Annotated in this window: 1 protein-coding gene; it reads right to left on the reverse strand. The window is 59.4% G+C overall.

The genetic code is table 11. The features are described 5' to 3' along the window. Window positions 1-286 (reverse strand): RHS repeat protein (locus tag BGE37_RS24895; protein ID WP_198598492.1); only part of this gene is annotated, 286 nt, incomplete at both ends.

The raw sequence follows: 286 nt of genomic DNA on the forward strand, positions 1-286 counted from the left end.
CCAGCGGGTCGTAAAGATAGCGACTTTCGACCAGCGGCTCTGCATATTGTGTCCGCGTGTAGTGCACCAGCCGGTGCTGACTGTCGTAATGGTACCGGTGAGTCCGCTCATCATCCGTGCGGATAACCCCTTCCGGGATGAGGTCGGTTTTCTCCGTCAGCCTGCCGTGACGGTCATACCGGTAAAGATAGTGCGCGTCACGTGTTATACGATTATCCGGCCATATGCAGAGGGTGCTGTCCGGGTGCAGCTCCGGGTCAGGCAGGCGGTTACCTGCCGGGTCCGT

Origin of the sequence: Escherichia sp. MOD1-EC6300 (assembly GCF_002965045.1) — a bacterium.
In the GTDB taxonomy this organism is placed as follows: domain Bacteria; phylum Pseudomonadota; class Gammaproteobacteria; order Enterobacterales; family Enterobacteriaceae; genus Escherichia; species Escherichia coli_F.